Annotated in this window: 20 protein-coding genes; 11 read left to right on the forward strand and 9 right to left on the reverse strand. The window is 74.3% G+C overall.

Features of this window, described 5'->3' with window-relative positions:
* Positions 1-129 precede the first annotated feature (129 nt).
* From ACZ7IF_RS00005 to ACZ7IF_RS00015, 3 genes are all read left to right on the forward strand, one after another.
* Positions 130-1,314, forward strand: a complete 1,185-nt coding sequence (locus ACZ7IF_RS00005; protein WP_470960722.1) for a serine hydrolase domain-containing protein — start codon at positions 130-132, stop codon at positions 1,312-1,314.
* A 75-nt stretch (positions 1,315-1,389) separates the two neighbouring features.
* Positions 1,390-2,430, forward strand: a complete 1,041-nt coding sequence (locus ACZ7IF_RS00010; RefSeq protein ID WP_470960724.1) for a vWA domain-containing protein — start codon at positions 1,390-1,392, stop codon at positions 2,428-2,430.
* A 237-nt stretch (positions 2,431-2,667) separates the two neighbouring features.
* Entirely contained in the window at positions 2,668-3,810 is a 1,143-nt protein-coding gene (locus ACZ7IF_RS00015) for an ATP-binding protein (RefSeq protein WP_470960726.1), read from the forward strand.
* On the opposite strand, the gene ACZ7IF_RS00020 is transcribed toward ACZ7IF_RS00015, so the two are convergent.
* Complete coding sequence (locus tag ACZ7IF_RS00020; protein WP_470960728.1) at positions 3,776-5,011, reverse strand: FAD-dependent monooxygenase; 1,236 nt, start codon at positions 5,009-5,011, stop codon at positions 3,776-3,778. The two genes, ACZ7IF_RS00015 and ACZ7IF_RS00020, sit on opposite strands and share 35 nt — an antisense overlap.
* Positions 5,012-5,067: 56 nt before the next feature.
* On the opposite strand from ACZ7IF_RS00020, the gene ACZ7IF_RS00025 reads away from it, so the two are divergent.
* Positions 5,068-5,739 (forward strand): TetR/AcrR family transcriptional regulator, encoded by a 672-nt coding sequence (locus ACZ7IF_RS00025; RefSeq protein WP_470960730.1) that lies wholly within the window; start codon positions 5,068-5,070, stop codon positions 5,737-5,739.
* Between the two features lie 36 nt (positions 5,740-5,775).
* On the opposite strand, the gene ACZ7IF_RS00030 is transcribed toward ACZ7IF_RS00025, so the two are convergent.
* Positions 5,776-9,192: a hypothetical protein gene (locus ACZ7IF_RS00030; protein ID WP_470960732.1), complete on the reverse strand. Its 3,417-nt coding sequence runs from the start codon at positions 9,190-9,192 to the stop codon at positions 5,776-5,778.
* 245 nt (positions 9,193-9,437) lie between these two features.
* Here ACZ7IF_RS00030 and ACZ7IF_RS00035 point away from each other — a divergent pair, with 245 nt between their 5' ends.
* Complete coding sequence (locus ACZ7IF_RS00035) at positions 9,438-10,649, forward strand: glycoside hydrolase family 26 protein (RefSeq protein ID WP_470960734.1); 1,212 nt, start codon at positions 9,438-9,440, stop codon at positions 10,647-10,649.
* Positions 10,650-10,872: 223 nt separating this feature from the next.
* Here the strand turns inward: ACZ7IF_RS00035 and ACZ7IF_RS00040 are convergent, their stop codons facing one another.
* On the reverse strand, positions 10,873-11,130 hold the full coding sequence (locus ACZ7IF_RS00040) for a hypothetical protein (RefSeq protein ID WP_470960736.1): 258 nt from the start codon (positions 11,128-11,130) through the stop codon (positions 10,873-10,875).
* Positions 11,131-11,278: 148 nt separating this feature from the next.
* Between ACZ7IF_RS00040 and ACZ7IF_RS00045 the strand changes: the two genes are divergently transcribed.
* Positions 11,279-11,695 carry a YjbQ family protein gene (locus ACZ7IF_RS00045; RefSeq protein WP_470960738.1) on the forward strand — a complete coding sequence of 139 codons (417 nt, stop codon included), beginning with the start codon at positions 11,279-11,281 and terminating at the stop codon, positions 11,693-11,695.
* Positions 11,696-11,970: 275 nt separating this feature from the next.
* On the forward strand, positions 11,971-12,411 hold the full coding sequence (locus ACZ7IF_RS00050; RefSeq protein ID WP_470960740.1) for a C40 family peptidase: 441 nt from the start codon (positions 11,971-11,973) through the stop codon (positions 12,409-12,411).
* A 47-nt stretch (positions 12,412-12,458) separates the two neighbouring features.
* Here ACZ7IF_RS00050 and ACZ7IF_RS00055 read toward each other — a convergent pair whose 3' ends face one another.
* Positions 12,459-13,244 carry an SDR family NAD(P)-dependent oxidoreductase gene (locus tag ACZ7IF_RS00055; RefSeq protein ID WP_470960742.1) on the reverse strand — a complete coding sequence of 262 codons (786 nt, stop codon included), beginning with the start codon at positions 13,242-13,244 and terminating at the stop codon, positions 12,459-12,461.
* 153 nt (positions 13,245-13,397) lie between these two features.
* Here ACZ7IF_RS00055 and ACZ7IF_RS00060 point away from each other — a divergent pair, with 153 nt between their 5' ends.
* On the forward strand, positions 13,398-13,970 hold the full coding sequence (locus ACZ7IF_RS00060) for a TetR/AcrR family transcriptional regulator (RefSeq protein ID WP_470960743.1): 573 nt from the start codon (positions 13,398-13,400) through the stop codon (positions 13,968-13,970).
* Here ACZ7IF_RS00060 and ACZ7IF_RS00065 read toward each other — a convergent pair.
* Both ACZ7IF_RS00065 and ACZ7IF_RS00070 read right to left on the reverse strand, forming a co-directional pair.
* Entirely contained in the window at positions 13,967-15,502 is a 1,536-nt protein-coding gene (locus ACZ7IF_RS00065) for a serine/threonine-protein kinase (RefSeq protein ID WP_470960745.1), read from the reverse strand. The two genes, ACZ7IF_RS00060 and ACZ7IF_RS00065, sit on opposite strands and share 4 nt — an antisense overlap.
* Before the next feature lie 92 nt (positions 15,503-15,594).
* A complete protein-coding gene (locus tag ACZ7IF_RS00070; protein WP_470960747.1) occupies positions 15,595-16,185 on the reverse strand; it encodes a hypothetical protein in 591 nt (196 codons plus the stop codon).
* Positions 16,186-16,466: 281 nt separating this feature from the next.
* Between ACZ7IF_RS00070 and fabV the strand changes: the two genes are divergently transcribed.
* Both fabV and puuE read left to right on the forward strand, forming a co-directional pair.
* A complete protein-coding gene (fabV, locus tag ACZ7IF_RS00075; protein ID WP_470960749.1) occupies positions 16,467-17,681 on the forward strand; it encodes an enoyl-[acyl-carrier-protein] reductase FabV in 1,215 nt (404 codons plus the stop codon).
* Between the two features lie 63 nt (positions 17,682-17,744).
* The gene (gene puuE / locus ACZ7IF_RS00080; protein ID WP_470960751.1) at positions 17,745-18,653 is read left to right on the forward strand and encodes an allantoinase PuuE; all 909 of its coding nucleotides are present in this window, start codon (positions 17,745-17,747) and stop codon (positions 18,651-18,653) included.
* 14 nt (positions 18,654-18,667) lie between these two features.
* Here the strand turns inward: puuE and ACZ7IF_RS00085 are convergent, their stop codons facing one another.
* On the reverse strand, positions 18,668-18,835 hold the full coding sequence (locus tag ACZ7IF_RS00085; protein ID WP_470960753.1) for a hypothetical protein: 168 nt from the start codon (positions 18,833-18,835) through the stop codon (positions 18,668-18,670).
* Between the two features lie 293 nt (positions 18,836-19,128).
* On the opposite strand from ACZ7IF_RS00085, the gene budA reads away from it, so the two are divergent.
* Positions 19,129-19,890, forward strand: a complete 762-nt coding sequence (budA, locus tag ACZ7IF_RS00090) for an acetolactate decarboxylase (RefSeq protein WP_470960755.1) — start codon at positions 19,129-19,131, stop codon at positions 19,888-19,890.
* Positions 19,891-19,930: 40 nt separating this feature from the next.
* On the opposite strand, the gene ACZ7IF_RS00095 is transcribed toward budA, so the two are convergent.
* Positions 19,931-20,290 carry a subtilase-type protease inhibitor gene (locus ACZ7IF_RS00095; RefSeq protein WP_470962236.1) on the reverse strand — a complete coding sequence of 120 codons (360 nt, stop codon included), beginning with the start codon at positions 20,288-20,290 and terminating at the stop codon, positions 19,931-19,933.
* Between the two features lie 342 nt (positions 20,291-20,632).
* Positions 20,633-21,448: a DUF4389 domain-containing protein gene (locus ACZ7IF_RS00100; RefSeq protein WP_470960757.1), complete on the reverse strand. Its 816-nt coding sequence runs from the start codon at positions 21,446-21,448 to the stop codon at positions 20,633-20,635.
* Between the last annotated feature and the right edge of the window lie 72 nt (positions 21,449-21,520).

Genomic DNA, 21,520 nt, shown 5'->3' on the forward strand with positions numbered 1-21,520 from the left:
GTCCACCTGCGGCAACAAGGGCTCTATTCGCTCCCACGCCGCGTCCGTCAACTCACCTCGACCTGCCACAAGATCAATTATCAGACACGCCTTAGTGGTGTGACCCCCACCGCACACCGGGAGAGATCCGTGCCCACCCGCGCCTCCGTACGCCGTTTCCGCGCCGGTCTGTCCGCCGCGGCCCTCGCCGCCGCCGCGCTCGGCGCGCTCCTCCCGCCCGCGCAGGCGGCCGGTGCGCCGCCCGGGCCGCACCGGGACGAGCGCCTCCAGCGGCAGCTCGACCGGCTCGTCGCCCAGGACGACGGTCCGCCCGGGGTGATCGCCGTGCTCACCAGGGGCGACCGGACGCAGGTGTACACCGCCGGTGTCGGGAACCTCGCCACCGGCCGCCCGCCGCACCTCGACGACCACATGCGCATCGCCAGCATCGCGAAGGCGTTCAGCGGGGCCGTCGCGCTCCGGCTCGTCGACCAGGGAGCGCTCTCCCTCGACGACACCATCGGCGACCTGCTGCCCGCCCAGCCCGAGGCCTGGCACGCGGTGACCCTGCGTCAGCTCCTCCAGCACACCAGCGGCCTGCCCGACTTCTCGGCCGCCCCCGGGTTCCTGCGGATCCTCCAGGCCGACCCCCGCCACGTCTTCGACCCGCGCACCCTCCTCGGCTTCGTCGCGGACGAGACGCTGCTCTTCCGTCCGGGCTCCCTGTACGAGTACTCCAACTCCGACAACATCGCCGTCGCCCTCATGGCGGAGGCCGCCACCGGCCGCCGCTACGAGGACCTCCTCGAGGACCTCGTGTACCGTCCCCTCGGGCTGCGCCGGACCAGCCTGCCCCTGGGCTACCGCCTGCCGCGCCCGTTCCTGCACGGCTACGACGTCTCCCCGCCCGCCGCACCCGAGGACGTCAGCGAGGCCATCGGCGCCTCGGGTGTCTGGGCCTCAGGAGGCATCGTCTCCACGCCCCGGGAACTGGGCGCCTTCATCCGCGCGTACGGCGGTCCCGCCCTGCTGTCGCAGAAGACCCGCGAGGAGCAGCTCGCGTTCCGCCCCGGGGACGCCTCCGAGCCCGCCGGCCCCGGCACCAACGCCGCCGGGCTCGCGGTCTTCCGGTACACCACCCGCTGCGGCGTGCTGTACGGCCACACCGGCAACTTCCCCGGCTACACCCAGCTCGCCGCCGCCACCCCTGACGGCACGCGCTCCCTCACGTTCTCCGTCAACACCCAGACCAGCAAGGGCAACAAGCCCGCCCTGCTCGCCCGGCTCCGCACGGTCCAGGAGGACTTCGCCTGCGCGCTCCTGAAGGACCGCTGACGTACCGGTCCGGGGCCGATTGTCAGTGGCGGGTGCGAGGATCGGAGCATCAAGTCGGAAACAGGGGGAGCGGCCATGTCCGGAATCCAGAACTACATCAATCACGTTGCCCTCGTGCTGGACGCGAGTTCGTCCATGTCGCACCTGAGTCAGAAGGTCGTTGACGTCGCCGATCAGCAGATCGAATACCTGGCGCGCCGTTCGAAGGAACTGGACCAGGAAACCCGTGTCACGGTGTACGTCTTCTCGAACAAGGTCGAGTGCGTCATCTACGACAAGGACGTGCTGCGAATGCCGTCCCTGAAGCAGCTGTACCGGGTCGGCGGAATGACGGCACTGCTGGCGGCCACGCTGCAGTCGCAGCGGGAGCTGGCGCAGACGGCCCAGCTCTACGGCGACCACAGCTTCCTGACCTTCGTGCTGACCGACGGTCAGGAGAACGCGAGTCACCGCTGCCCGGGCGCCCCCGGCCGCAACCCCGGTGACCTGGTACGGGCCGTGGGCACGATGATCGAGACGCAGGACGACAACTGGACGCTGGCCGTCCTGGTGCCGGACCAGATGGGCAAGCGCGAGGCCATGCAGTGCGGCTTCCCGAAGGACAACATCGCCATCTGGGACGCCACCAGCACTCAGGGGCTGGAAGACGCCGGGCAGGTCATCCAGGAGGCCACCGAGAAGTTCATGGTGGGCCGCACGAAGGGAATCCGCGGATCACGGACGGTTTTCTCCACGGGTGGTGAAGCCGTCAACAAGAAGGCCATCGAGGCGGCCGGCCTCACCCCCGCGGATCCGTCGCAGTACAAGCTCATTCCGGTGGCCCGCGACACGGCCATCCGGGAATGGGTCGTCGAGAGCGGATACGCCTACCGCACCGGTTGCGCGTTCTACCAGCTGAGCAAGTCGGAAAAGGTCCAGGCGCGAAAGCAGATAGCGGTACTGGAAAAGAAGACGGACCGGGTCTACACGGGACCGGAGGCCCGCGCCCTGCTCGGCCTGCCCGACGCGGAAGTCCGCGTCAAGCCCGACCACAACGACGACTTCACGATCTTCGTGCAGAGCACCAGCGTCAACCGGAAGCTGGTACCGCAGACGCGCCTGCTGCTCATGGTCTGAGGTCCCTGCGACGGGCCGGAATCGGGGACCTGCGGGCCGCCGGGAAAGAGGTCCCGGGGGCCTTCGGCGGGGGTCCCGGGGGCCCGCCGGCCGGGCCCGCGACCGGTTGCCCGGCCGGGCTCGCGCGGGGCCCCCAGCCGACCGGCCGGCGCTTCGGGAAACCGGCCCTGACCTGGTGTTCTACGAGATCACGCCTAGGCTGTGGAGGTCTGCTGGACACCAGCGAAGGGGGACTTCATGAGCAAGGACCGCATCGAGTACGACGCCTCCCACATCCAGGTGCTGGAGGGGCTGGAAGCCATCCGGATGCGACCCGGCATGTTCATCGGGTCGAGCGGCGAACGCGGGCTGCACCAGCTGGTCTTCGAGGTCGCGGACCGGGCGGTGAACGAGGTCCTGGCCGGCCGCGCCGGAGCCGTGGACGTCACCCTCACCGCCGAGGGCTCCGTGCAGGTCGCCGACGACGGCCCGGGGCTGCCCGTCGAAGCGGCCGAGGCGCTGCTGACCCGGTTGCCCGCCGGGCGCCGGTCCGCCGGCCGGCACGTCGTGGCCTTGAGCCTGGCCGGAAGCGGCCTCTGTGTCACCAACGCGCTGTCGAGCCGCCTGACCACGGAGCTGCGGAGCGACGGTGTCCGCCGGCTGCGGGAGTACGAGCGCGGCGAGGAGGTCACCCCGCCGGCTCCGGCGGGGCCCGCGGCCGGCACGGGCACCGTGGTCACCTTCCGGCCCGACGCCGAGGTCTTCGGCACGGCCGAGTACTCGTTCGACGTACTGGCGGACCGCTTCAGGGAGCTGGCCTTCCTGAACCGCGGCCTCGACGTCTCGCTGACCGACCGGCGCCCCGCGGGCGGGCCGCGCTCCGAGCGGTTCCGGTTCCCGGGCGGGGCCCGGGACTTCGTCGCCTTCCTCGGGGGACGGGCAGGGGCGCCCGTCCACTCGGAGGTCTTCGGCTTCGAGCGGGAAGTCCCGGCGATGGGCGGGACGGTGGAGGTGGCCCTGCGGTGGCACTACTCCCCCGGCGAGAGCGTCCTGGGCTTCGCCAACAGCTTCCCCACCCCGCACGGCGGTACGCACGCCGAAGGTCTGCGCGACGGTCTGGCGGCCGCGGTGGACGCGTTCGCGCGCGAACGGGGGCTCGGGCCGGCGCCGGCTCCCGGATCCGGCGACGGCAGTGTCCGGGAGGGGCTGGTCGCGGTCGTCTCGGTGAAGCTGGACCAGCCCGAGTTCCTGGGCGTCTCGCACGGCGTGCTCGGCAATGCCGCGGTGCGCGGCTGCGTCGCGGAGGCCGTGCGGGAAGAGCTGGGCGCCTGGTTCGCGCGGGACCCGGAGACGGCCGCGTCCGTCGTCAGCCGCGTGCTCCGCGGCTCGCGCCGGGCCTGACCGGGTGCCGGCGGCGTTCCCCGTCCTCCGTCGGCCGCGGAGGGCGGGGAACGGCCGGCAGTTCACCGCAGTCGTGGGTGTAGAGCCAGGCCGTGGCCCTCTCGTAGAAGAGGCGGATCCCCATCGGCATGACCAGGTCGCGCATCCGCCTCGCGACCGGGCCCGCCGTCTTGGCGTCGCGGTTGCCGCCGGCCGCCTTGACCATCCTGGCGACGCGCGCGGACCGGGCGGTGTCGTACGCCGCGAGGGCCGCCGCGACCGAGGGCTCCGCGGCCAGTGACCGGGCCAGGACCAGCGCGTCCTCCAGGGCCATCGATGCGCCCTGGCCAGCGCCGACGGGGTGCGCCGCGTCGCCGATCAGCACGATCCGGTCGCCGTGGCGCACCGGGACCGCGCCGAGCGTGTGCATCAGCGTGGGGCGGTGCAGTTCGGTGGTGGCCCCGAGGATCTCGGACGGCACCCGTTCGTGTCCGTAGAGCCCGGCCAGGCGGCGCAGCCACTCCTCGCCGGTCAGGCCGAGGTCCGGCGGTGCGGGGGACGCGACCTGGGCCGACCACCAGAGCCGGCCGTCGGGGGCGGCGAGGTGGATGAAGGCGCCGTTGCGGGCGAAGGTCATGTTGAAGACGCCTGGTTCGGTGCCGACGCCGTCGGCGGTGCCCGAGATGCTGTAGAGGCCGGCGTACGCGGGGACGGGCGCGTCGGGGGCGAGCAGCGAGCGGGTGGCCGACCGGATGCCGTCCGCGCCGACCAGCAGTGACGCCCGCGCCTCGTGGCCGCTCGCGAAGACCGCCCGTACGCCCTCCTCGGTGGTGACGGCGTCCACCAGGCGCTCGCCGGTGACCACTTCGGCTCCCGCCGCGAGGGCCTCCGCGCGCAGGGCCTCGACGAGTGCGCCGCGCATCAGGGTCACGCTGTGCAGTTCGTCGCCGCCGAGGCGGCCCCGCGCCACGTCGCCCAGCAGTTTCCCCGAGCCCGACCACATGCGCTGGCGCGGCACGTCCGTCCCGGCCTGCCGCACCCGCTCCAGGACGCCGAGGGCGTGCAGCACGCGCAGTCCGTTGGAGGCCAGGCTCAGGAAGGAGCCCACCCGGCCCGCCGGTTCGGCGTACGCCTCGTACACCGTCACCTCGGCTCCGATCCGCCGCAGCGCGATCGCACTCGCCGCTCCCGCGACTCCCCCGCCGATCACGATGACACGCATACGATCCTCCTGAATCAGCATTCAGTGAATCTCTATTCACCGAAGTGGGGTTCACTATGATGGAGGGTCAGTGGCACGTCAAGCGCGACAAGGAGTTCCGCCCCATGGGCGTACGCAAGGAGAAGGCCGCCGAGACCGAGGCGGCACTCAAGGCCGCGGCACGGCGGCTGTTCGCCGACCGCGGCTATCTCGACACGAAGATCACCGACATCACCCGCGAGGCGGGACGCGCCACGGGCTCCTTCTACGCCCACTTCGCGGACAAGAACGCCCTGCTCCAGGCCCTTCTGAAGGACCTGAACACGCAGGCGGACACGGAGATCGCCGCGGCCGGCCATCCGGCCGACCACGATCTGACCGACCGCGAGGAGCTGCGCGCGCACCTGGCCGTCACCTGGGGGGTGATCCGCGATCACCTGCCGGTGGTCGTGGCGCTGATGCAGACGAACTTCGCCGGCCCGCCCGGTGAGGGGCGCGCCTGGGCGGCCCTCGCCGGGGAGACGGGCATCCTCCGCGAACACCTGGAGTGGCTGGCCCGGCGCGGCCACCGGCTGCCGGGCGACCCGGCGGTCGTCGCCGCGGCCATGGGGGCGATGGTCTCGATGCTCGGCTACGCCGTCGTCACCGCCGGGGAGGGCGGCCCGCAGGCCACCGACGAGGAGATCGTCGACGCCCTCACCGCCCTGCTGCTCCACGGCCTGGCGGGGCCGGCTCCGGGCGCGGCCTGATCCACCGGGCGGCGGGGGCGGCTCCGCCGCCCGGGGTCAGTTCCCGCCCAGATCCGTGGCGTACGCGGCCTCGCGGACCTCCGGTTCGGGGTGGCGGCGCAGGGCGAGGACGGCTGCGCGGCAGGGGCCGGACCAGTTCTGGCGGGCGCCGAGGGCCGTGGCGAGGCCGACGGCGAGGAGGCCTTCGACCAGGCCGCCGCCACTGCCCAGGGCGGCGACCGCGGCGAGGGCGGCGGCGGGGTCGGCGAGCGTGGCGCCGTACCGGTGGGCGTTCTCCAGGTCCTCGGCCACCCGGACCGCAAGGACGGGCCGGCCGTCCACCGCCTCGGTCAGCTCGCGGAGCGAGAGCAGCAGTTCGGGCCCGTCCGCCTCCAGGTCGACCGCGCGTACGAGCAGGACCGTGCGGGCACCGGTCACCGCCGGTTCGCCCGCCAGCCGGCGGGCCAGTGCCGCGCACATCCGGCGGTCCCGGACGGAGCCCTCGACGAGGGATTCCAGACGGCGGCGGGCCGGCAGGTCACCGCCGGGCCCGCCGCCCTCCGGTTCGCCGGCCGCGATCAGCGCCAGCAGCCGCTCCACGACGCCGAGCAGCAGGCTGCCCGGCTCCACTCCGCCGATCGGGTGCGGCAGCCCGGACCGGGCCAGCTCGGTGAGGCCGTGGCTCGCCTGCCAGAGGCCCCGGCGCTGGGCGGGGTCGGCGTAGACGTCCGCCAGGACCGTGCCGGCCGCGGGGGTGTACCGCGCCCAGTCCCGGAGGGCGAACAGCGCTTGTCCCGCGGCTTCTTCCCCCGCGACGAAGGGCAGCCGGGCGACGAGCTCCCCGTACCGGGACCGGTGGGCCGGGGCCAGATCCGCCGGTTCCACGTCCAGGAGCGCGCGCCGGACGGCATCCGGCCCGTCGGTGGCCGCCGACTCCAGCAGGGCCCACATCTCCTCGGCCGGCAGCAGGGCCGGGGCGACCCCGACGACGGTGGCGCGCACGTCCGGGTGGAGGCCCGGGCTGCGGCCCACGGCGGCCAGGAGCGCGGTGGCGGCGGCCGGGGGCAGGTGGCGTACGGCGAGCCGGGCGGCCTCCTTGCGGACGGTGACCTTCACCCCGCTCTCCCGGGTCAGGACGTCACGGACCAGGGCCGCGACCCGGCTGGGGCGGGCGTGTGCGGCGGCCCGGCCGGCCGCGGACCAGGCGGCGGAGGCCCGGTCGTCGCCGGCGTGGTCGAGCAGGGCGGCGAGGGCCGGGGCCGGGTCGTCCGTGTGGGCGGCCGCGTCCAGCGCGGCCGCCGTCAGGACGGGCTCGGACCCGGCCGCCGGGGCGGCGGCGTACCGCTGGAGCAGGGCCCGCCCGTGCTCCGGCACCGGAGCCACCGCACGCAGCAGCGCGGCGCGTTCGTCGAGGCACCGGCCGGGGTCGGCGACGGCGGCCGCCGCCAGCCGGGCCGCGGCCCGCTGCTGCCGGGGCAGCCACCGGTCGGCGTACCGGAAGGGGGGCAGCGGCCTGGGCGTGCCGGCCGCCGGGAAGCGGCCGCCCGGGGGCGGTTCCCCGGGCAGCGCGCGGTCCAGCAGGTCGGTGCGCTCCGCGGCGAGCACGGCGAGCACCGGGGGCAGGAAGGCCGCCGAGGGCTCCCGCGCCAGCAGTTCGGCGACGCGGTCGCCACGGGTCGCGGGGTCGGCCAGCCAGGCCGCGGCGACCTCGCCGAAGGCCGCGTCCCGGCAGCTTCGCAGGGCCTGCCCGAGGCGGTCCTGCAGTGCGGGGATCCGGTGCCCGTGGCGTCCGCAGGAGGCGGCCAGGGCGAGCAGGGGCGCCACGTCCCCGCGGGCGGCGGCCCGGTCCAGCCAGGGGCCGAGCGCTTCGAGGACGGCGGGCAGCCCGGGGCCGGGCAGGGAACCGCCCGGGCGGCCGAGGTCGACGGTGCCGGTGTGGGCGGCCAGCGCTTCGACGATGCGTACGGCGGTCGCGAGGGCGGCCGGGTCCGCGCCGGCGGCGAGCAGGGTCACGGCCAGGTTCCGGATCGTGCCTCGGGTGCGGGGCGAGCAGTCGCGGGCGCGCAGGGCGTCCAGGCACAGCCGTTCCAGGGACTCCGCCCCGGTACGCGCCCCGGCGGACCCGGCGCTCGCGAGGGCCGCCACGAGGAGCGGGTCCGGCAGGCCGGCGAACGCCGCCAGGGCTTCCCCGCGCACGGGGTCGCGCTCGTTGGCCAGCCGGCCGGCGGCCAGCGCGAGGACCTCCGCGACCTCCCGGGGATCACGGGTCCGGCCGGCGTTGACGGCCAGCCCGTCCCAGATCGCCCCGCGCCCGTCGGGGTCACTGGTGGTGAGGGCGGCCAGCAGTTCGGGCCGGGCTTCGGCGGGCGGCAGCAGCGACAGCTGCCCGAACAGGTCCCGGAGCGTGTCGCGGTCGGCGCGGAGTGCCTCGGCCGCGGCGCGGGCCCGGGCGTGCCGCTCGGCGGCCGGCAGCAGGGCCAGCGCGCCCTGGGGCGGCGGCAGGGGCCCGCGGCCGCCTCTGCCCGCGGCGACGACCTCGTCGAGGAAGCCGGGACGCCGCGCGGGCGGCATCGAGCGCAGCAGGACCTCGAAGGCGGGCCGCTGCAGCCACCGGTCCCCGAGCCGGGGCAGGGACGGCGGGTCCGCCGCGACCAGCCGCCGCATGACGGCCGGGCCGGGGGTCCGTTCCCACCGCACGTGTGCCGCGGGGTCGGCGAGCCAGCGCACGACGCGCTCGGCGTCCACCGCGACGAGGTCGCCCAGCCGCTCGTGCACCGGCCCGGGCAGGGTGTACGGGCCGCACTGCTCCAGCAGGTCCAGCACCCTGCCCGGCGCGGCGGGCAGTGCGGCGGCCATCCCGGTGCCGTGCTGCTGCCACCAGCGGTCGCGGAACCGCTCGGGCAGGTCCCGGAGTTCCCGTTCCGCGTGGTCGACGACGGCGACGGGATGGCGCAGGGCCAGGGTGCTCCAGTCCTCGAACGCGAGCGCCCCGGCGAGTTCGGGCAGCAGCCGCGCGGTGAACTCCGCCGAGCAGCCGGGCAGCAGGCGGGCCGCGTCCCGGTCGCCGTACTCGGTGCGCACCCGCGGCACCAGCCGCTCGGCGAGTGCGGGCCGGCGGCCGTCGCGCAGGAGCCGTGCCAGGTCGGCGCGGACCACGGCGGGCGCGTCGTCGTACGCGGCCTCGACGGCCCGGTCCCGGACGGGCAGTCGCCGGGCACCGCGCAGCGCGTACCGGCGGACCACCGGGTCCGGGTCGGCCAGCCGGGCCTCCAGGTGCCCGAGGTCCCCGGCGGTGAGGGCGGCCAGCGCGGCGAGCCGGCGCTCGTACGGGCCGCGCGCGTCCAGGGCGGTGAGCAGGGGCCGTAGTGCGTCCCGGGCGCCGAGCCGGCGGGCGGTGATCGCGGTGTACCGGAGCCGGGCGGCGTGCGGCAGGGGGTCGAGGGCGGCGAGCAGCTCGTCGGCAGTGGAGATCATCGCGGGCATTGTGCCCGATGCCGCGGTTCCCGCCCCAGTGATTATCGGAGCGGCCGGGCGGGCGGACCTGCGGACGCTCCGGCCGTCACCTGGTCGGGCCAAGCGGCGGCGGTCCGCTACCGCGAATGGTCCAGGATCGGGACACCGGACAGGCCGTTGTCCGGGTGGGATGCCTAACGTCGCTGGCAAGGCACACCGTTCGCAGACCTTTTGGCAGACCCTTTCGCAGACCTTGTGGAGACACCATGTCCCGTAGAGGCCGCTGGATGGCCCGCGCCTGCGCCAGTACGGCCGCAGTCCTGCTGCTCGCCACCGGGGGTGCCCCGGCCCCGGCGCCGCACGGGGCCTTCGGGGGCGGGTCCGGGAAGGGAGTCGCGGTGGGCGCCTACCTCCACTACGGCTCACCCGGCGTCGACCGGATGCGGGGGCTCTCGCACTGGCTCGGCGGGACCGACCTGCGCGCCGGGCACACCTACCTGCCCGGCGACACCTGGGCGAACATCGAGGGAGCACCCGATTCCCTGCACGCCTGGGCGCGGTGGCGCAAGGAGCGGCCGGACCGGCTGTTCGTCCTCAACGTGCCCATGCTGAACCAGAACGAGGCCGACGTCCCCGACGCCCGGGTCGCCGAGCTGCTGCGCGCCGGTGCGGAGGGCGCGTACGACCACCACTTCCGGCGGCTGGCCGGGCGCCTGGTCTCCCTGGGGCTGCCGGACACGGTGATCGTGCTCGGCTGGGAGATGAACGGGTTCAACTACACCCACCGGTGCAAGCCCGATCCGGAGAGCTGGAAGCAGTACTGGCGCAACATCGTGTCCTCGATGCGCTCGGTGCAGGGGCAGCGGTTCCGCTTCGACTTCGCCCCCAACAGGGGCAGGGACGCGATCGGTTGGACGAAGTGCTATCCCGGGGACGACGTGGTCGACATCGTCGGCATGGACTCGTACGACCAGCCGCCCGGAGAGAGCTTCGAGGAGCAGGTCACCCAGCCGTACGGCCTGCAGCAGCACGTCGACTTCGCGAGGGAGCACGGCAAGCGGATCTCGTACCCGGAGTGGGGGCTGTTCCGCAACGGCGACAACGCCGACTACATGCGGGACATGCTGGCCTGGATCGCCGACCACAAGCCGCTGTACCACAGCATCACCGACTACTGCCCGCACGGCGTGTGGCAGTGCGGGAAGAACCCGCGTTCCGCGCAGGTGTTCCGGGAGTTCCTGTCGGCCGGCGGGGGCGGGCGGCCGGCGGGTGGGCCGCCGCGCTCAGGCGGTCTCCCAGGCGAAGCCGTCCGGGCCGGTGAAGGGGGCCGCGGCCGCGACGGTCGTGAGGCGGCGGGACCCGGTGCCCTCTGGGGTGACTCCGGCGTCCTTGGCGAGGGCCCCTCGCTCGTACGGCGCGAGCTTCGCGGAGCCCTCGCCCGCCGCGAACTCCACATGGATTCCGGGGACGTTCCGTGACGCGGCCAGACCCTGCCCGCTGTGGAAGCGCTCGTAGAAGCGGCCGGCGGCGACGGGGCCGGCCACGCCGAGGGTGATGCGTTCACTGGGGTTCATGTCCATCACGCCGGTTCCGGCCGGGTGCGTGGTGCTTCTCCGTTCCCGACCGCTTCCGCGACCGGCCCCGGGCAGGCGGTCCGGGCCGCGCGTGCCGACGCCGGACCGCCGCCGAGGGGACGACCCCTCAGCAGTTCTCGCTGATCACCGACTCCAGGTCCGACAGGGCCCGGCGCTCCTCCTCCAGCTTCGCCTCCAGCACTCCGAGCGTCTGCTTGAGGGCAGTGATCTGCTGCTCGTCCGGATGGGACTGCGCCTCCAGGCCGGCGATCCTGTCCGCGACCTCCGCCGCCTGCTTCTCGGTCTTCTCGATGCTCTTCCTCAGGTCCTTCGCGAGGCGCCTCATCAGTTCGCAGCCGGATTCCCCGGGCACCGGTGAGTTCACGTCGGCACTCCCTCGTCATGGCGCCCCGTGGCCCGGCGCGCCCACGCGGCCAGTATCAGAGCCCGCACCGGCCCGCACGCGGGGAAGTAGCCCGTCCGGCCCACGGCCCGTCCGCCGTGTCGCCGGGCGTCTGCCCGAGGATGGCGGGATGACCTTCACGACACGGACCATCGACGTCACCACCGGCTCCTCGGAGACCGTCCACGATCTCACCGCGGCCTGCGCCGGCTTCCTGCGCGAGGCGGCCCGGGGGTGCGACGGGCTCCTCAACGTGTTCACCCCGCACGCGACGGCCGGGCTCGCGGTCATCGAGACGGGTGCGGGCAGCGACGACGACCTGCTCGACGCCCTGGCCTCGCTGCTGCCCGCCGACGACCGCTGGCGCCACCGCCACGGCTCCCCCGGCCACGGCCGCGACCACGTGCTCCCGGCGTTCGTGCCGCCGCACGCCACACTGCCGGTCGTCGGCGGCCAACTCGCCCTGGGCACCTGGCAGTCGGTCGTCCTGGTGGACACCAACAAGGACAACCCCCGGCGTACCGTGCGGCTGTCCTTCCTCGGCTGACCGGCCGTGCACGGCCGGTCCGGGGCGGGTATCGACGGAACCGCCCGGCCGGGCGCCCGCGTTACCGACCGCAGGACATCCAGGCATATCATCTCGGGCCGATTTGCCCGACCCGAAAAAGAATCGCGCCGTGTCCGAACGTGCAATAGCGGATACTTCGTGCAAAATGGGCGGTCGTCGGGAGCCGTTACGCAGTCACCGAGAACAGTCACCATCACGGTTTGTTCCTGTATCTGAATGCGGAGGTATCACGATTGCCCAGAACAGAAAAACGCGTGAAGAGGCATCGCTGCCCGGCCCTGCTCCTCTCCGTCTCCGTGGCCGCCGCCCTGTTCATCCCCGCCCGCCCGGCCCAGGCCGCTTCCCTGTACGGGATAAAGGCCGTGGCCATCGCCGCGTCCAAGAAAGGCGCACCTTACGTCTACGGCGCCACCGGGCCCAATGAATTCGACTGCTCGGGCCTCACTCTCTACGCCTTCAGGAAGGCCGGCCGGGCCCTTCCCCGCACCGCGGATGCCCAGTACGAGAGCACCCTCCACATTCCGCACACGCAGCGCGCACCCGGCGATCTGGTCTTCTTCCCCAAAGGGGGAACCATGGGCCACGTCGGCATCTACGCCGGCCACGACAAGATCTGGCACGCCCCCAAACCCGGCACCCGCGTACGGCTGGAACGCATCTGGACCGGCACCGCCCGCTACAGTCGGGCCAATTGAACGAGCAGCGGGGCGAAACGAATCAGCGCGGGCGGGAACACCCGCGGCTACCGGTGCGAGCGCTGCGCCTCGACGATCCGCCGCACCGAGCCGTCGAGGCCGGCCCGGGCCTGGATCCGCTCGGCGAAACCGGGGAACTGGCCGGCCACGGCGCTGAGCAGCCGCAGCTCCAGCGGCGCCACGTTGACCTCGCAGAGGTCGCGGCGGACGGCTCTTACGACGCCGTCGGCGACCTGTCCCGGCGTCACGGTCCTGATGCCGCTCGGCGGGGCGGCACCCGTCGCGGCGAACATGCCGGCGTCGCGGACGAAGCCCGGCTGCACGAGGGACACCCCCACCCCCGTGCCCCTGAGTTCCTGGCGCAGGGCGAGGGCGAAGCCGCGCAGCCCGAACTTCGTCGCGTTGTACAGGGAGGTCGACCTCGTCGCGGCCTTCCCGGAGATGGAGCCGACCAGCACGATGTGACCGCGGCCGCGCTCCGCCATGCCCGCCGCGAGCAGCCGGGAGAGCAGGACCGGCGCGCGCAGGTTGACGTCGAGGGCGCGGTCGAGCTGCTCCTCGGTGTAGTCCAGCAGGTCGCCGCTGGCCGGCAGGGCGGCGTTCGCGACGAGGACGTCCGTCCCGGCACAGGTCTCCGCGAGCCGGACCACGTCCGGGCGTACGGCGAGATCGGCGACCACGGTGCGGGCGCCGCAGGCATCGGCGGTGTCCTTGAGGGCTCCCTCCCGGCGTCCGGTGACGGTGAGGCGGGCCCCCTGGGCGGTCAGGCGCGCCGCCAGGGCGGACCCGATGCCTCCGGTGGCCCCGGTGAGCAGGACGTTCGATCCGGACATCTCCACGACGACTCCCGTACGGTGTTCCCCCGGACTGTTCGTTCGAACGAACAGTAGGGATCGCCACGCCCCTTGTCCACACCCCGGACAGCTCCAACTCCCGCCCCCCGCAAGGACAGTGGCCCGACGCGGCCGATGGGGCAGAATGCCGGCATGCCCCATGCTTCCAAAACCCGCCAGAGCATCATCGACGCCGTGCTGCGGATCATCGGGCAGGACGGGATCACCGCCGTCACCAACCGGCGTATCGCCAGGGAGGCCGGGGTCTCACTCGGCTCCGTCACCTACCACTTCGCCACCCAGCACGAGCTGCTGCGCGAGAGCCTGCTGCACTTCGTGGCGGAGGAGACCCGGCACTTCACGGAGCTCGCCGACGCGTGCACGGACGAGCGCTTCGACATCGGGCAGGCGGCGGAGGTGGTGGCGGGGGTCGCGGGCGGCAACGCGTTCGACAGCCGGCACATCGCGCCGTTCGAGCTGTACGTCCAGGCCGGCCGCGACGAACGGCTGCGCGCCTCCGCCGCCGAGTGCTTCGCCGCCTACGACCTGCTGGCCGCGCGGGTGCTCGGCCACCTCGGCGTGCCGGATCCCGAGCGGCTGGCGGGCGCGGCCGTCGCCCTGGTCTTCGGCCAGCAGCTGCGCCGCCTGGCCACCGGCGCCCCGGCCGAGGACCTCGTCGACACCCTGCTCGTCCTCACGCGGCTCGCCCCGGCACGGACCCCTTAGGGAGCGCGCGTGAGCGTCGCGGGAGCGCCGGCGGACTGGGCTCCTTCCAGTTCGATGGCCAGGGTGTCGGGTGCCGTCATCCGGACCACGTAGAGGTTGCCCTTGGGGCAGTCGAAGGTGGCCGCGCGGTCGGTGGGGCGGCTGGTCACGGCCGCCAGGTACGCGGTGTCGGCGCGGAGTCGGCGCAGCTCCAGGGCCTCCGTGCAGCCCAGGTTCCGGCCGCTGGAGATCTCCCGGACGTCACTGACCTGGCGGCCCGTGAGCTCTCCGACCGCTCCGGCCTGGAAGGTGACCGTGACGGCGAAGTCCCGGGTGCGGGCGTGGGTGATGCCGTCCGCGTCCGGGGTGCCGGGGCCGAGGCCGGTCCAGGTGCCGACCCATGCCGCGGGCAGGGCGGACGGGGACGGCGGCGAGACGGTGCCCGAAGGAGACGGAGACGGGGACGGCTTGCCCGCCCCCCTGCCGTCCGTACCCTCCCCGCCGGGGAGCCGGGTCAGCAGTACGGCGGCGGCGAGGACGGCGGCGCCGGCCGCTGCGGCCACTCCGGCCGGCAGCCTGCGGCGGCCCGCGGGGGCCTCAGGGGCCGCCGGCGGCGACACCGGCGGCGGGACCGGGGCGGCCGTCGGTGGTTCTCCGAGCAGCGGCCGCAGTTCCGCCTCGCGGCGGGCGGTGTCGGCCAGCAGGACCGACGGGGCCGCGGCGGGCCAGCCGTCCTCTTCGGCGGGCCCGAGGCGGGCGCGTACCTCCTCGGCGGCGGGGCGCCGGTCCGGATCCTTGGCCAGGCAGTCCCGCAGGAGCGGGAGGAGCGGCCGCGGCACCCCGTCGAGGAGGGGGTCGTCGTGGACGATGCGGTACAGGAGGGCCGGGAGGCTCGCCTCCTCGCCGTGGTCGAGGAAGGGGCCCCGGCCCGTGGCCGCGTACACGAGGACGGCGGCGAGGGAGAAGACGTCCGCGGGATGTGCGGCCGTGGCGCCGGTGGCCTGTTCCGGCGCGAGGTAGCCGGGGGTTCCGATGACCGCGCCCGTCCGCGTGCGGCGCGGGTCGCGGACGGCGCGGGCGATGCCGAAGTCGATGAGGAACGGCCGCTCCGGGCCCAGCAGCACGTTGGCGGGCTTGATGTCGCGGTGCACCACGCCCGCCGTGCGTACGCAGACCAGCGCGGCGGACAGTTCCCGGGCCAGGGCCAGCACGGCCGGCTCGGGCAGCGGCCCGTGCCGGCGCACCCAGTCGCCGAGCGAGGGCGCGGGGACGTACTCGGTCGCCAGCCACTGCGGCGACGAGCCCTCCGGACTGAAGTCGACCACGGAGACCGTCCAGGGGGACCGCACCCGGTCGTTGGTGCGGATCTCCCGGTCGAACCGCTCGGCGAAGCCCGGCTCCCGGCCCAGGTCCCGGTGCACGGTCTTCAGGGCGAGCGCCCGGCCGGACGCGGTCCGGGCCAGGAACACCTCGCCCATGCCGCCCTCCCCGAGCCGCGCCAGCAGGCGGTATCCCCCGATGCCGAGCGGATCACCGGGTCCCAGCGGTTCCACCAACCCACCCCGTTCCCAAGAGCGTTGCCGGGCAGAACTGTACGGGCCTGCGCCGGCACCACGGGGAGCGGAGTCGCGGGGACACCCCCTGGCTAGGGGGTGTCCCGGCGGGCGAGGGCCGCGGTCCGGTCGCGGAACCATACGGCCGCCCCCACCAGCACCGCCGCCACCACCCCGTACAGGGGCAGCCACAGGGTGGTGGTGGCCGCCAGGCACTCGGCGACGGCCTTGCGGGCCGCCGTGTCCTGGGCGAAGGCCAGGGCCGCCGCGTCGCGGCCGGCGAGGTCCCCCAGCGCGGCCCGCGCCTTCAGGGCCTCGTACCTGCCCACCAGCCCGCACTGCCCGCGCGTGCCCGGCATCGGGAGCAGCCAGGCCCGGCGCTGCAGCAGGGGGGCGAGGGCGATCGCCACGCACAGGCCGACGACCAGCGCGTACGCGACGAGGCCGCGCGTGTACGCGGAGCGGATGACCGGCGTCCAGCGGGCCCGCCGCTGGAAGGCGAGCATCACCGCGAGGAGGGTCACCCCGATGAACGTGGCGAACCACTGCCACGAGCCCTGGGCGAGCGCGAACGTCAGCACCGCGGCGAGGCCGATGCCGATGACCCCGGGCGCGGGTACGTCATCGCCCGCCGCGGCGGGCGCCGGCGGCCTCCGGGTCACTCGGGTGCGCGGATCGCTCACGGCATCAGCATCCGCGACGGCGCGCCGCGGTCACAGTTGCCATGCCGTAGGGGGCCGCCGCCCCGCCCGGACGGCCCGCGCCGGTCTTCGCGGGCCGGACGGGCAGGACGGGCAGTGGTGGGCAGTGGTGGGAACACTCCAAGACCGACTCGCGATCGTTGTCCCCCGCCACGCCTCCGGGCCGTACCGGTGCTGTCGCAGACTTGCGGGACGTGGGACGTGGGACGTGGTGGCCGGCCGGCCGCCGCGTCCTTGTCCCGGCCGACCCAAGGACTGCCACCGTGAACGACCGCGTTCTGACCCCCCGCAACCGGGGCTTCCTCTTCCTCGACTCCCATCCGGCGGGCTGCCGGCGGCTGGTGGACGACATGTGGCAGGCGTGTCCCGCTCCCGCCGACGCCCCGGAGGGCGACGGCCCGGTGGCGCTGGTCATCGGCTCCTCCGCCGGATACGGCCTCGCCGCCACCCTCGCCGGGCTCAAGCGCGCCGGAATCCGCGGGATCGCGGTCTCCTTCGAGAAGGCCCCCACGCAGCGGCGTACCGCCACGGCCGGCTGGTACCGCACCGCCGCCACCGCCGGCATCGCCCGCGCGGCCGGGCGGGACCTGGTCTTCCTCAACGGCGACGCGTTCTCGGACGCGATGAAGGACCAGGTCGCCGAGCTCATCGAGCGGCGCTTCGGCGGCCGGCTGGACTACCTGGTGTACTCGGTGGCCGCGCCCCGCCGCACCGACCCCGACACCGGTGCCGCGTACGCCTCCGTCCTCAAGCCGATCGGCGGGGCGAACCGCACCAAGACCCTCGTCTTCGACGACCAGGGCGCTCCCGAGGTCCGCGAGGTCGAGACCGGACCGGCCGAGGGAGACGACGTCGAGCAGACCGTGGCCGTGATGGGCGGCGCGGACTGGGAGCGCTGGATCGACCACCTCGCCGGACGGGGCCTGCTCGCCGACGGCTTCGCCACCGCCGCGCTGTCCTACATCGGTTCGCCGCTGACGGCGGCGATCTACCGGCAGGGCACCATCGGCGCGGCCAAGGCACACCTGGAGGCCACCGCCCGCACCCTGGACGAGCGCCTCGGCAAGACGGTGGGCGGGCGGGCCGTGACCTCCGTCAACGGCGCCGCCGTCACCCAGTCCTCCACCGCCATCCCCGGCATCGCCCTGTACACCGGCCTGCTGCGCGGCGTGCTCGGAGAGGACCTGGTCCCGCCGATCCGTCAGCTCGCCGCCCTGTGGGACCAGCTGACCGGAGCGGTCCCGCTCGCCCAGGACGACGAGGGCCGGGTCCGGCTGGACACCTGGGAGCTCACCGACGAGGTACAGGCGGCCGTCGCCGAGCGCTGGGAGGCCGCCACGACCGGCACCATCGCGGGCCTCGCCGACCTCGACTGGTTCCGCGACGAGGTCCGGCGCCTGTACGGGTTCTCGGTCCCGGGCATCGACTACACCGCCGCCGTGGCCACCGACGTCCCCTGGCCCGCCCCCGCGCCCTGATCCGCAGGACACGGCCCGAGGCGGTCCGGCGCCCCCGCCGGGCCGGGCGGTAGGGTGCGGCCCGTGTCGGAGCATCAGCGCGATCTCGTCGGCTACGGTGCCGAGCCGCCGCACGCCGCCTGGCCCGGCGGGGCCCGCGTCGCCGTCAGCCTCGTACTCAACTACGAGGAGGGCGGCGAGCGGAGCGTCCTGGAGGGCGACCCGGCTTCCGAGGGGTACCTCCACGAGATCGTCGGCGCGCCGCCGGTGGTGGGCGGGCGCGACCTGAACGTCGAATCGATGTTCGCCTACGGCTCGCGCGCCGGGTTCTGGCGCATCCACCGCACGCTCGCGCAGCACGGCGCGCCGCTCACCGTCCACGCCGTGGGGCAGGCGCTCGAACGCAATCCGGACGCGGCGCGGGCGATGGGCGGCGCCGGCTGGGAGGTGGCGGGCCACGGCTGGCGCTGGACCGACTACCGCCACGTGCCCGAGGACACCGAGCGCGCCGAGATCGCGCGCTGCACCGCCACGATCGAGCGGCTCGTCGGCCGTCGGCCGGTCGGCTGGTACACCGGCCGGACGAGCCCCGCCACGCGGCGCCTCGTCGCCGAGGAGGGCGGTTTCCTCTACGACTCGGACGACTACTCCGACGACCTGCCCTTCTACGTCGAGGCGGCCGGGCGTCCGCACCTGGTGGTGCCGTACAGCCTGGACGCGAACGACTTCAAGTTCCTGATCGTCCACGGCTTCACGACCGCCGACGACATGCTCGGCTACCTCGTGGACACGTTCGACGCCCTCCACGCCGAGGGTGCCGACCGGCCGCGCATGATGAGCGTCGGCCTGCACTGCCGGATCACCGGCCGGCCCGGGCGCATCCGCGCGCTCGACGGCTTCCTGCGGCACGCGGCGCGGCGCGGCGGGGCCTGGATCACCACCCGTGAACGCATCGCGCGCCACTGGCTGGCGGCGCACCCGCCCCCGCGCTGAGCGCCGCGCGGGAGTCAGTCGCCCCCGCCCCCGCCTCCTCCACAGGACGAGGAGCCGCCGCCGCAGGAGTCGCCTCCGCCGTCGCCCCACAGGGACTTGCGCCTACGGGGGCGCTTGCGCCCGAACAGCACCTGGAAGGCCACCACGAGGATGACCACCGCCATGGTCAGCACCACTTCCATCGCGCTCTCCCGTCCCTCTCCGTTGCACTGGTCCGAGCACGATGCCCCACACAGGAGCGGCTTCAACCCCGGGTTGAGCAACATCAGAGCTTCGACCGGCCGGTGGGGGCGCGCGGGGGCTCCGTACGGCGGGCGCCGGGACCGCGCACCCTCTCGCGCCACGTACGACCGCGTGCGCGCCGTTGTGACGGCGGGGTGCGTTGCCTAGCGTGCTCGACGCGGGTCCGGCGGGCGCGGGGGAAGGGCACCGCGCCACTGCCGGGCCGTCGTATCCACGCGACTCGAGGGGGGACATGACCACACCGGACGCGGACCCGCCCGGCACACCCCGGCCCAGAGGACGGATCTTCCAGACCTCGACCATGACGGCCATGCTGGAGGGCGTCTACGAGGGCACGACCACCATCGCCGAGCTCCGCCGGCACGGGGACTTCGGCATCGGCACCTTCGACCGGCTCGACGGCGAGATGATCGTCCTCGACGGCCGCTGCTACCGGCTGCGCGCCGACGGGTCCGCCGGTGAGGCGGACCCGTCCACGCGTACGCCGCTCGCGGCGGTGACCTACTTCCACGGCGAGCACGACTGGCGGACCCGGGAACCGGTGGACGCCGCCGGGCTGCGCGCGCTGATCGACGACCGGCTGCCGAGCCCCAACCACTTCTACGCCGTCCGCGTCGACGGGCACTTCGACCACGTGGTCACCCGGATGCTCCCCGAACAGCACCGGCCGTACCCCCGGCTGATCGACGCGGTCGCGGGACAGGTCATCTCCACCCACACCGGCCTGCGGGGAACCGTCGTCGGCTTCCGCAGCCCCGCCCACCTGCTGGGGGTGGCCGCCGCCGGATACCACCTGCACTTCCTCTCCCGCTGCCGCACCCGCGGCGGGCACGCGTACGACTTCGTGCTGCGCTCCGGGCGGGTGCGGGTCGACGTGGGGTACGAACTGGTCCTGCACCTGCCGCGCACGGCGGACTTCGGCCGCGCGCGGCTCGGGCGGGGCGATGTCGCGGGCGAGATCGAGGCGGTGCTCCAGGGAGGCCCGAGGCCGTGACGGGCGTCCCGTCCGGGGGCGCCTCCTGGCGGAGCGGGCGTCAGAACGCGAAGACCGCGTTGCCGTTGAGGGTCGCGTTCATGGCGCAGGCGTTGGAGAAGGTGTGCTTCCAGGCGACGCGGCTGCCCTGCCAGACGCCCTCCGCGGTGACGGTCACGGGCGCGTAGTGCATCGGACAGGCGCGGTCGGCGTCGGGGGCGGCGAGCAGCCGGTCGAAGGTGCCGCCGGTGGAGTTCAGGGCCGTACAGGCGGCCTTGGGGTCGGGGTGCGTGCCCTGCGCGGTCGGCATGCAGCTGAGGGTGGCCGCACGCAGGACCGTGGCGGAGGCGTCGTCACCCTGGGCGACGGAGAAGACCATCGCGGACGGGGCGTAGAGGCTGGTGGGCTTGGCCTCCGCCATGCCGGTGGCACCTGCCAGGCAGAGGAGGGCGGCGGCGGAGACGGCAGCGAAGCGGTAGCGCACGACGAGACTCACTTTCGATATGAAGGTTGAGCGCGACAAATACTTACGTTGTCGGGCTCCGATGCGGCCGAGTCTGTCGGATGTGAAGGTGGAGTGCATATCGACGGCCGATTTACGGACAGCGCGTTCGAATATCGGATAACGAATGGTCGTTCGGGCAGCTCAGGCGGGGTGCGGCGCTCCGTGTCCGGTCGGAAACGGGGGGTGAGGAGAGGGGTGTGCGGCGGAACGCGGGCCGCTGACCTGCCGTCGAGCGGCACGCGTTCACCTTGAGGTCATTCAGCTTGTCCGGATCGCTGCGGTTTCCACGCCTTCCGGCCGGCCGTCATCCCTGACCTGGACCTGCACCGTCGGGGAGGCGCACGCGACGAGGATCCCGAGTACGAGGAAGAGCACGACCAGCGCCTTCGCCGGCGTACCCAGGACCAGCGGGCGGGTGCCGGACCCCGCACCGGCCTCCGGCACGGCGGCGGCGCCCGTCGGCGCGTCGCCGAACAGGCGCTTGGGGTACGAGGAGGTCAGCATCATCGCGTACGCCTGGTAGCGCATCCGGTACCGCGCGACCGCCGCGACGGCGCAGAACACACCGGCGGGCATGCGCCCCAGCACGAGGGTGATCAGCCAGAACACCCAGCAGACGGCGCCCCAGCCGTACTGCAGCAGGCCGGTCACGATCATCGCGGGGAGCATCAGGACGAGGCGGAACAGGACGGCCGCCCGGTTCAGCGGGCCGGGGCGCAGCTCGATCCGGACCGGATGGCCGGGCGCCTCGAAGGAGAACGGCGGGTACCGGTCCACCAGCAGCATCGCACTGGCCGCGACCCGGGTCTCGTACGCCAGGAACCCGCCGAGGAAGCGGGCGATGCCGTCGGGCAGGCGGCCCTGGACCAGCGCGGCGAACCAGCCGGCGATGGTCACGAAGAAGGCGGCGATGCCGAGGAGGGCCGTGACGATCAGCTGCGGCAGCAGCAGGAGCAGCCGCAGCAGGACCGTCCAGCGCCGTTGCCGGCCCGGCGGCGGGACGTCGAGCTCCGGCAGGTGTTCGCCCTGCGGGTGGCCGGCGTCCGGCGGGCGGGGGGTCCAGCCTGTGGTCATGGGGCGCTCCTGCCGTCGGTCGGGGCGCGCGGGCCGTGCCGCCCGGACGGTCCGGCCGGGCGGCACGGATGC

Source organism: Streptomyces sp. NPDC037421, from assembly GCF_055602105.1.

What these genes read in the sequence shown, in the direction of transcription:
- ACZ7IF_RS00100 (WP_470960757.1), bottom strand. Translation starts at nt 21,448, where the DNA reads ATGACCACAGGCTGGACCCCCCGCCCGCCGGACGCCGGCCACCCGCAG.
- ACZ7IF_RS00055 (WP_470960742.1), bottom strand. Translation starts at nt 13,244, where the DNA reads ATGTCCGGATCGAACGTCCTGCTCACCGGGGCCACCGGAGGCATCGGG.
- ACZ7IF_RS00025 (WP_470960730.1), top strand. Translation starts at nt 5,068, where the DNA reads ATGATGGAGGGTCAGTGGCACGTCAAGCGCGACAAGGAGTTCCGCCCC.
- ACZ7IF_RS00060 (WP_470960743.1), top strand. Translation starts at nt 13,398, where the DNA reads ATGCCCCATGCTTCCAAAACCCGCCAGAGCATCATCGACGCCGTGCTG.
- ACZ7IF_RS00095 (WP_470962236.1), bottom strand. Translation starts at nt 20,290, where the DNA reads ATGGCGGAGGCCAAGCCCACCAGCCTCTACGCCCCGTCCGCGATGGTC.
- ACZ7IF_RS00010 (WP_470960724.1), top strand. Translation starts at nt 1,390, where the DNA reads ATGTCCGGAATCCAGAACTACATCAATCACGTTGCCCTCGTGCTGGAC.
- ACZ7IF_RS00045 (WP_470960738.1), top strand. Translation starts at nt 11,279, where the DNA reads ATGACCTTCACGACACGGACCATCGACGTCACCACCGGCTCCTCGGAG.
- ACZ7IF_RS00030 (WP_470960732.1), bottom strand. Translation starts at nt 9,192, where the DNA reads ATGATCTCCACTGCCGACGAGCTGCTCGCCGCCCTCGACCCCCTGCCG.
- ACZ7IF_RS00085 (WP_470960753.1), bottom strand. Translation starts at nt 18,835, where the DNA reads ATGGAAGTGGTGCTGACCATGGCGGTGGTCATCCTCGTGGTGGCCTTC.
- budA (WP_470960755.1), top strand. Translation starts at nt 19,129, where the DNA reads ATGACCACACCGGACGCGGACCCGCCCGGCACACCCCGGCCCAGAGGA.
- ACZ7IF_RS00015 (WP_470960726.1), top strand. Translation starts at nt 2,668, where the DNA reads ATGAGCAAGGACCGCATCGAGTACGACGCCTCCCACATCCAGGTGCTG.
- ACZ7IF_RS00035 (WP_470960734.1), top strand. Translation starts at nt 9,438, where the DNA reads ATGTCCCGTAGAGGCCGCTGGATGGCCCGCGCCTGCGCCAGTACGGCC.
- ACZ7IF_RS00020 (WP_470960728.1), bottom strand. Translation starts at nt 5,011, where the DNA reads ATGCGTGTCATCGTGATCGGCGGGGGAGTCGCGGGAGCGGCGAGTGCG.